At 64.8% G+C, this 9,244-nt stretch carries 6 protein-coding genes; 2 read left to right on the top strand and 4 right to left on the bottom strand.

Features of this window, described 5'->3' with window-relative positions; translation table 11 throughout:
• Window positions 1-89: 89 nt before the first annotated feature.
• The 3 genes from SE91_RS22135 to SE91_RS22125 are packed head-to-tail and all read right to left on the bottom strand — an operon-like array spanning window position 90 to window position 4,063.
• Window positions 90-1,361, bottom strand: coding sequence for an NAD(P)/FAD-dependent oxidoreductase (locus SE91_RS22135; RefSeq protein WP_061849105.1), 1,272 nt, complete (start codon window positions 1,359-1,361; stop codon window positions 90-92).
• A gap of 55 nt (window positions 1,362-1,416) precedes the next feature.
• A complete protein-coding gene (locus SE91_RS22130; protein ID WP_061849104.1) occupies window positions 1,417-3,603 on the bottom strand; it encodes a xanthine dehydrogenase family protein molybdopterin-binding subunit in 2,187 nt (728 codons plus the stop codon).
• Window positions 3,604-3,613: 10 nt separating this feature from the next.
• Window positions 3,614-4,063, bottom strand: coding sequence for a (2Fe-2S)-binding protein (locus tag SE91_RS22125; RefSeq protein WP_061849103.1), 450 nt, complete (start codon window positions 4,061-4,063; stop codon window positions 3,614-3,616).
• 332 nt (window positions 4,064-4,395) lie between these two features.
• Here SE91_RS22125 and SE91_RS22120 point away from each other — a divergent pair, with 332 nt between their 5' ends.
• Window positions 4,396-6,015 carry a B12-binding domain-containing radical SAM protein gene (locus SE91_RS22120; RefSeq protein ID WP_060735400.1) on the top strand — a complete coding sequence of 540 codons (1,620 nt, stop codon included), beginning with the start codon at window positions 4,396-4,398 and terminating at the stop codon, window positions 6,013-6,015.
• A gap of 247 nt (window positions 6,016-6,262) precedes the next feature.
• Complete coding sequence (locus SE91_RS22115; RefSeq protein WP_061849102.1) at window positions 6,263-8,446, top strand: hypothetical protein; 2,184 nt, start codon at window positions 6,263-6,265, stop codon at window positions 8,444-8,446.
• Between the two features lie 22 nt (window positions 8,447-8,468).
• Here SE91_RS22115 and SE91_RS22110 read toward each other — a convergent pair.
• On the bottom strand, window positions 8,469-9,244 hold a 776-nt coding region (locus SE91_RS22110), incomplete at its 5' end, for an MFS transporter (RefSeq protein ID WP_156490040.1).

The raw sequence follows: 9,244 nt of genomic DNA, 5'->3' as shown, positions 1-9,244 counted from the left end.
GAGTGGAGACACCCTCTCCCCAACCCTCCCCCCGCAAGCGGGGGAGGGAGCGCACCGAGCTCATCGCGACAGCTTGCTCTCATCTTACGCTAACCAAATGTGTCCGCCGTGATCGTTTCAAACCAGCGCTCCGCCTCCGCCGCCTCTCGGGCCCGCAGCTCGCGCGAGGCATCGACCGGGCTGGTCGCGCCGCCTTCGACCTCTGCGAAGATTTCGCCCTTCGGCTGATAGTTGCCGACAAGCGAAAAGCCGTAGCCGGGCGCGACGACGTTGTAGCAGACGCCAGTCAAGCGCGGCGCCTGGGGCGTGTGCCCCGCGAGCAAGGCGACGATCGCGGCGGCGCAGGCCCTGCCTTGCGCGCTTGCAGCTGAGGCCGATTTGGGAATGCCGCCGCCGAGGCAGGCATCGCCGATGACGTGGACATTCTTGACGAGCTTGGATTCGAAGGTGATGGGATCGATTGGGCACCAGCCGGTCGCATCCGTAGCGCCCGCGACGTCGGCGATGCGACCCGCCCGCTGCGGCGGGATGACGTTGGCGACATCAGGCGTGTAGTTGCCGAACTCGGTGATGATGGTTCTGGTCGCGGGATCGACCGAGGTGACGCGGCCGCCTTGCGACAGGCCGATGCGTTCGATCATGTCGCCATAGAGCTCCTTCCAGGCCTTTTCGAACAGCCGCTGCTGCGAGTAAGTGTCCTTGGCATCGAGGAGCAGGACCTTCGAGCGCGGCTTGTTGGCCTTGAGATAATGCGCGATCAGGCTGGCACGCTCGTAAGGCGCGGGCGGGCAGCGTGAGGGATTGGCCGGAATGGCAATGGCGACCGTACCGCCATCCGCCATCGCCTCCAGCTGTCTGCGCAGCAACAGGGTCTGTGCGCCGGCCTTCCAGGCGTGCGGCATCTTTTCCGATGCGGCATCGTCATAGCCGGGCAGGGCTTCAAAGTGAAAGTCGATGCCGGGCGAGAGCACGAGACGGTCGTAACCGAACGCGGCACCGTCAGTTGTCGTCACGCTACACTTTTGCGTGTCGATGCTGGTCGCGGCCTGAGGAACGATGCTGATGCCCTCGGCGGCGAGCTTGTCGTAGCCGAACTGCTGCACGTTCATCTCGCGCAGACCCGCGATCACCTCATTGCTGAAGGGGCAGGAGATGAAGGTCCTGTTCGGCTCGATCAGGGTGACCTGCAGTTTCGCATCGGCGCGCTTGAGCGCGCGGGCGCAAGCCGCGCCACCGAAGCCGCCGCCGACCACGACGACGCGGCTAGCCGATTGCGCACGCAGGATCGAAGGTGCGGCGAGCAATGTGGCCGCGGCGGTGATGCCGAGGACGGCATTCCGCCGCGTCACCGGCGCATTCATGCATGTCATCCGGAAAAATGCCGCGGCGGCCGTTTGAGGCCGCCGCGGCGCTTCTTTACGCGAAGGTGATGTTCTGGTCGCGCAGCGGCACCGAGCGGATGCGCTTGCCTGTCGCCGCGAAATAGGCGTTGAGCACCGCCGGCGCCGCGACGCCGATGGTCGGCTCGCCGACACCGCCCCAGAATCCGCCGCTCGGCACCATTACCGTCTCCACCTTCGGCATCTCGCTGATGCGCATCGAATTGTAGGTATCGAAGTTGGTCTGCTCGATCTTGCCGTCCTTGACGGTGCAGCCGCCGTAGAACAGGGCGGAGAGGCCGTAGACGAAGGAGCCGGCGACCTGCCGCTCCACCTGCGCCGGATTGACGACGTAGCCGGGGTCGGTGGAGGCGACGATGCGGAGGACCTTGATCTTGCTGCCCTCGGTCACCGAGATCTCGGCGGCACCGGCGACATAGCTGCCATAGCCCATGACTTGCGCGATGCCGCGATAGATTCCTTGCGGCGCCGGCGTGGTCCAGCCGATCTTCTCGGCGACGGCATTGAGCACCGCCAGGTGCTTGGGGTGGTTGCCCATCAGCTTACGGCGGAATTCGAGCGGGTCCTGGCCTGCGGCCTGGGCCAGCTCGTCCATGAAGCATTCCATGTAGATCGCGTTGTGATTGACGTTGACGCCGCGCCAGAAGCCGGGCGGAACGTGCGGGTTGCGCATCGCATGCTCGACCAGCAGGTTCGGCACGGAATAACCGAACGCGGCCTCGCCGGATTGTGCGACGCCCTGGAATGCCGCGGGATCCATGCCGTTCTGCAGCGCTTCGGGACGCAGCGAGAACAGGATCGATTGCCCGGACAGGCGGTAGTGCAACGCGATCAGATTGTTGTTGGCATCGAACGCGCCGGTCATCTTGCACTGGGTGATCGGGTGATACCGGCCGTGCGCCATGTCCTCTTCGCGCGACCACAACAGCTTGATCGGCGTGCCCGGCATCTGCTTGGCGATGATAACGGCCTGACGGACATAGTCGGTCTGGCCGCGCCGGCCGAAGCCGCCGCCGGGCATCACCTTGTGCACGTCGCACTTTTCGGCCGGCAGGCCGGACGCCTCCAGCACCGCGGCGAACGCCGCCTCGCCATTCTGCGTGCCGCACCAGACCTCGCATTTGTCCGCCGTGTAGAGCGCAGTGGCGTTCATCGGCTCCATGGTGGCGTGGTTCTGGTAGGGATAGCTGTAGACGGCCTCGATCTTCTTCGCTGCGCCGGCGATGGCGGCCTTGGCGTCGCCGTTCTTGTTGCCAACATAGGCCGGCTGCGAATTGTCGAGGCCTTCGGCCAGCCATTTCGCAATCGACTCGCTGGAGACCTTGGCGTTGTCGCCTTCGTCCCAGACGATCGGCAGCGCCTCAAGCGCAGTCTTGGCGTGCCACCAGGTATCGGCGACCACCGCGACCGCGGTGTCGCCGACCTTGACGACCTTCTTGACGCCCTTCATGCTGGCGATCTTGGCTTCGTCGAAGCTCTTCAACTTGCCGCCGAACACCGGACAGTCCTTGATCGCGGCGTTCAGCATGCCCGGCAGCTTGACGTCGGCGCCGTAGATCATGGCACCGGTGGTCTTGTCGACGGTGTCGAGCCGCTTCACGCCCTTGCCGATCAGCGTCCAGTCCTTGGGATCCTTCAGCTTGACGTCCGCCGGCGGCGTCAGCTTGGCCGCGGCCTCGGCGACCTTGCCGTAGGTCGTGGTCCTGCCCGACGGCCCATGGGTGATGACGCTGTTGGCGGCAGTACACTCGGATGCCGGCACTTTCCAGGCATCGGCGGCGGCCTGGATCAGCATCACGCGCGCGGTGGCGCCGCCTTTGCGGACATAGTCCTGCGATGAGCGGATGCCGCGGCTGCCGCCAGTCGAGAAATCGCCCCAGACGCGCTTGCGGGCGACGCTCTGGCCGGGGGTCGGATATTCGGTCGTGACCTTGGTCCAGTCGCATTCGAGCTCTTCGGCGACCAACTGGGCGAGGCCGGTCAGCGAGCCCTGGCCCATCTCGGAGCGGGCGATGCGGATCACCACGGTGTCGTCGGGCCGGACCACGACCCAGGCGCCGATCTCGGGCGAGCCGTCGGCGGCGCGGACCACGGCGGGGCCGCCGAACGGGATGTCGAGGCCGATGGCAAGGCCGGCGCCGACCGCGGCCGTGCCGATGACGAAGGCACGACGGTTCATCGTGGGAGAAACGTGCTTGTTCATGTGCCGCTCCTTACGCGCTTGCGATCGTGTGGATCGCCGCGCGCACCTGTGCGAAGGTGCCGCAGCGGCAGATATTGGTGATGGCCTCGTCGATGTCGGCGTCGGTCGGCTTGGGCTTCTCGTTCAGCAGCGCCGCCACCGCCATGATCATTCCGCTCTGGCAGTAGCCGCATTGCGGCACGTCCTGGGCGATCCAGGCCTCCTGCACCTTGTGCAGCGAATCCCCCGTTGCGAGCCCTTCGATCGTGGTGATCTTCTTGCCCTCGGCCTCGCTGACCGAAATGCCGCAGGAGCGCATCGCCACGCCGTCCATGTGAACCGTGCAGGCGCCGCATTGTGCAATGCCGCAGCCATATTTGGTGCCGGTCAGGCCGGCATTCTCGCGGATCGCCCAGAGCAGCGGCGTATCCGGTTCGACGTCGAGGGAGTAGGTTTTTCCGTTGATTGTTAGGTTTGCCATCGCAAGTCCCCTGATTGGCCCAATCCACCGATTGAACTCAGGGGCGCACTGTGTCGGGCGAATTGGAACCGTTCAAATCAACAGTCCGAGGGGTGGCCGTTATGCATGGGCCTCTGCGTAAGGGTATGGACGCGGGCGATGTTTTGCCTCATCCCTTCTCAATCGATTCGGGTTGCTGTCTCTCCCGGAGCGCCAATCCGCGGCTTCAAGCGACGTCCGGCTGTGGCGCTGGTTCCGGTCGGAGGCGCGGCAAGCGGCGACAGTTTGTCCCGTTTGCCGGGGTGCAAGACGCGGGGGCTTTGGTACACTGCGCCGCCGCCAACAGGAGTTCCATGAACTTGCCAAGCCCCTGCAACGTGTTGATGCTCTATCCGCTGTTCTCGGCGGAGTCCTTCTGGACCTTTGGCGAATCCTGCAAGGTGATGGGCGTCAAGCGCCCGGCCGCTCCCCTGGGCCTGATCACCGTGGCCGCCATGTTGCCCAAGAGCTGGACGGTCCGGCTGATCGACTGCAATACGGCGCCTCTCGGCGACGACGACCTCGCCTGGGCCGATGTCATCTTCACCGGCGGAATGATGCCCCAGCAGGCCGATACCCTGCGCCTGATCGAGCTCTGCCGCGCGGCTGGGAAGCCGGTGGTCGTCGGCGGCCCCGATCCCACCTCGAGCCCCCACCTCTATGAGCGGGCCGACTTCCGGGTGCTCGGCGAGGCCGAGAGCGTGATCGACGACTTCATCGCGGCTTGGGAGAGCGGCGCACGGTCCGGCACCTTCACCGCGCCGAAATTCCAGGCCGACGTCACCAAGACGCCGGTGCCGCGTTTCGACCTGCTCAAATTCGACGACTATCTCTATCTCGGCGTGCAGTATTCCCGGGGCTGTCCGTTCACCTGCGAATTCTGCGACATCATCGAGCTCTATGGACGCGTGCCGCGGACCAAGACGGTCGATCAGATGTTCGTGGAGCTCGAGACGCTCTACAACATGGGCTATCGCGGTCATCTCGATTTCGTCGACGACAATTTCATCGGAAACAAGAAGTCGCTGCGGCAGTTCCTGCCCCAACTTGCCGAATGGCAGCGGACCCACGGCTATCCCTTCGAGTTCTCCACCGAAGCCTCGGTCAACCTCGCCGACGATCCGGAGCTTCTGGATCTGATGGGGCAGGCCAATTTCTTCGGCATCTTCGTCGGCATCGAAAGTCCGGATCCGGCGACGCTGGTCGCAATGCGGAAGAAGCAGAACACGCGGCGCAACATCGCCGAGAGCATCCACAAGATCTACGCCGCTGGCATCCTGGTCACCGCGGGCTTCATCGTCGGTTTCGACAACGAGAAGGTCTCGATGGCCGACGCCATGATCGACTTCATCGAGGAGGCGGCGATCCCCGTCGCCATGGTCGGACTGCTCTATGCCTTGCCGAACACGCAGCTGACGCGCCGCCTGGAGCGCGAAGGCCGGCTCCATCCGGGTCACGATGTGGCCCCGACCATCGGCGCCGATCAGTGCACGGCCGGGATCAACTTCGATCCGGTGCGTCCGCTGCGCGACATCCTGACGGACTACAAGCGCGTGCTGGAGCGCGTCTACAGTCCGGCCGCCTATGCAGGACGCGTCGACCGCCTGATGACGCTGCTCGATCGTTCGCGGCAGCGCCACGAGCTCGCCGAGGGGGACATTCGCGCCAAGCTCGGCGCGATGGAGACCGTGCACCGTGTGGTCTCCGCGCTCCCCGAAGCGCGTGGTCCGCTGTGGCAGACCTTCATGAACTGCGCCAAGCGCGACACGTCGTCGGCGCGCATTGCCGTGCAGATGATCGCGGCCTATGCGCATCTCGGCCCGTTCTCGCGCAAGGTCATCGCTGCCATCGATGAGCGCCTGGCGGCGCTGGACGAGCAGGTGCCAAATCCCGTCGTGGCTGCGGCCGCGGCCGAGGCGCGACATCTGGCCTGACATCCGCGAGAGTCGATGAGGACCGCCGGCGTCTTGATGCGCCGGCGACCAAATGTCATGTGTGATATCCCGGCTTGACAGCCGGACAACCTCAAGCTGATCCTCCTCGAGGCAACACTGGTCTTGCCGTGGTTTCGGCGCCCGGAAAAGTTCCGCGCGGGGTATTTCAACTGACCCGCGCTGCTAACGTGTTCGTGCGACATTGCGACTGACGCCATTGCCAAATTAGCTTTCGCGGGGTTGAGCCATGGTCGGGAAGGTGATCCGCTGGTCAATTGCATTGATTGTCCTGATCGCGCTGGTCCTCACATACCTGCCTTCCTTCATCACCGATTCCATCTACAAGAATGTCGAGGACGTCACCGACGGAGAGATGCCCGCCACCGTCACCGCGTTTCAATCGGGGCCGGACGTCGTCAGCACGATCGGCGGCAGCGGCGAAGGCTTGAACTGCAGCCTGCCGCCCTGGGCCAACATATTGTTCGACGGCGAGAGGAATTCCCAGCAGAAGCGCCATCTCGTCTTGCAGCGCTTCAGGCAGGCCTGCGTCTTCCACGACCTGTGCTATCGCCATGGCCTTGCGACCTATGGCTATAACCAGAACGATTGCGATCGCATTCTGCAAAACGCGGCTTTTCGGCTCTGCGTCTACATCCGCAACGGCAGTCAGGACGGCGGCGCGGCGCGCTGTCAGTCCGACTCCAAATTGGTTCTGGCCGGTGTGAGCCTCGGAGGGTACGACGCCTATCGCGGCTGGGATCGATCGACCTATTTCGAGTTCGATTCCGACCCGTCACGGTCCAACGGCTTTCAGGTCAGCCGCGTCGTCAGTCATCCCTTCAAGGCGGCGCTCCCTGCCAAATACGCCAATGACCCTGATCAGGTCATTCTCATGTTCGAGAACCTTCGCTCCAATCTTGCGGTGACCTGCATCACCTGCGCGAATGTTCCCGTTCTCGAGTGGACCACCGATCCCAATGCCGTCAGCGCCGAATTGCGTTCGGTGGGCGTGACGCGCCTGCCGGACGTGCTGCTCAGGCGTGTGCCCATGTTGACCGAAACCATGCCGGTCTGGTTGCCGCCGCGCCGGCGGCACGCAGCGCCGCATTTGCTGGTCGATGGTGCGGGCAAGGACCATCTGATCTGGATGAGCCGCAACAATCCGGAGAACAGCATATCCTGTATCATCAGTGCCGATGCTGCGCGTCTCCTCACCAACACTTCACCGATCCGGGATCTCTGTTCGGTCGATGCGGGCCCATCGCTCACCCGCGTGGAGATCGACATGTTCGCGAGCTCTCCGCTTCCGATGGAAGTCCCCGGCAGTCCTGACCTCATCTATGCGACGTCGATCAGCCCACAGAAGACCAGGGAGCACCATCTGAGCTTCTGTTCGCGCTCCGCATCCAAGAAGGTCGAGGGGGCCAGCGATGACGATCGGTCCAAATGCGTCACCTTCCCCGAGGCGGAGGTCCGCGACGGCGCGGGGCTCGGTGCATTTCAGAACTTTCCGCTGGTTCGTCCCGGACAGCAGATCTATTTCGCGCGGGACATAGCGCAGCGGACGGACTCGCCGCTGATCGCACTGTGGCAGCGGGCCTTCGGCAATACCTATTCGCCCGACGGCGCCCTGCTGGTGATCGACGTTGCACCGCCGCCCGTCGATCGAGGGCCTCTCTCGGCCAAGCTGAAGAAGATCGTCCGGTTCGACATCGACGATCGCTTCGATCCGATGATGCCGATCACGCGCAAGGTCGACGATTTGCGATTCCTGAGTCTCGAGGTGACAAAGACGAGCGCGCACGTTCGCATGGTCGATTTCGCCAAGGACAATCCCTCCATCGGCAATTTGCCACTGATGATGAGCAACGGCGAGGTGGAGGTGGATCGCTCCTGGGCGCAGAGGCCGATGCTGGTGCTGGAGACCCGGGACGCCCGGCCCAGGACCAAGCTGGTGTTCTCGCGTGGGGAAATCGTGATCGATCCGGGCAAGCCGGTATCGGCCGCGACGACGGAGGCTTTGACGCTGCAGACCCTGGTTTTCGAGCGCGATGCCGCCGCCCCCTCGAATATGCCCTTCGTGAAATCGGCGGGAGCGGCATGCCGGATCGTCTACGAGTTCGAACCGGACCGCACCGATTGGCCGTGCTACCGCGCGTTCGACCCCGAGCGCACCATGCGGGCCTCGCCGGCGACGCGGTTGCGAGCATCCCAGATGCTGGTCGGGCGGTTCACCCAGGCCGCCGGTCATGGCATCGCATTTCCCGATCTCTGTCTGAAGTCGGAGCCGATCGTGCTGAAGCCGCAAGGGAGCACGTTCGTGCCGCTGAGCGAGACCGCGGGCTGGAAGGGGTTTCAACGGACGATCACATGCGAGCCGCTCGATGCTGCGTCCGTCGTGAGCCGCCCCATCGCGCAGAAGGCGCCGTGAAGGCCGCCTGAAAGCGCTGCGTCTACTTCACCGTAAGCCGCAGGAAGCTCATCACGCTGCCGAGCGCGGCGAAGCCTGCGCCGAGCGCCAGCGCCAATGTTGCGCCCTCATGGCCGGCGAAGGCGAAACAGGCCGCGGCGAGTGCCGCGCCGGTGGTCTGGCCCGTCAGCCGCGCGGTGGCGACGATGCCGGAGGCGCTGCCGCTGCGATGCGGCGGCGCGCTTCCCATCACCGCCTTCATGTTCGGCGCCTGGAAGAAGCCGAACCCCATGCCGCAGATCACCATGCGCCAGATGATGTCGACAATGGCGGGATTGGCCGGCAGCATTGCGAGCAGCGCCATGCCAAGGCCGAGCAGCACGAGGCCGATGCCGCCGAGCAGGCCGACCGGGTAACGGTCGGAGAGGCGTCCGGCGATCGGCGCCATGATGCCGACCACCAGCGGCCATGGCGTCATGAAGAACCCGGTCTCGACCTGCGAGCGCCCGAGGACGCCCTCGAAGTAGAACGGCAGCGAGACGAAGGCGAGGCCCTGCACCGCGAAAGAGCAGACCGCGGTCGCCGCCGACAGCGCGAACATCGGCCGGCTGAACAGGTCGATCGGCAGCATCGGCGCCGGATGATCAGCATGCCGGCGCATCAGGATGAAGCCGAGCGCGAGCGCCGAGATCAGCTCGATGCCGACGACCGCCGGCGACAGATTATGCGCGGCGCTGCCGATGCCGGTGATGAAGAGGCCGAGGCAGGCCGCAGCAACAAGCGCGCCGAGAAAGTCGAAGCCGTGACCGGCGCGCGGCG

The organism is Bradyrhizobium sp. DOA1 (assembly GCF_001593325.1).
In the GTDB taxonomy this organism is placed as follows: domain Bacteria; phylum Pseudomonadota; class Alphaproteobacteria; order Rhizobiales; family Xanthobacteraceae; genus Bradyrhizobium.
The sequence above is the reverse complement of the archived record's forward strand: the minus strand, read 5'-3'. Positions and strand labels throughout refer to the sequence as shown.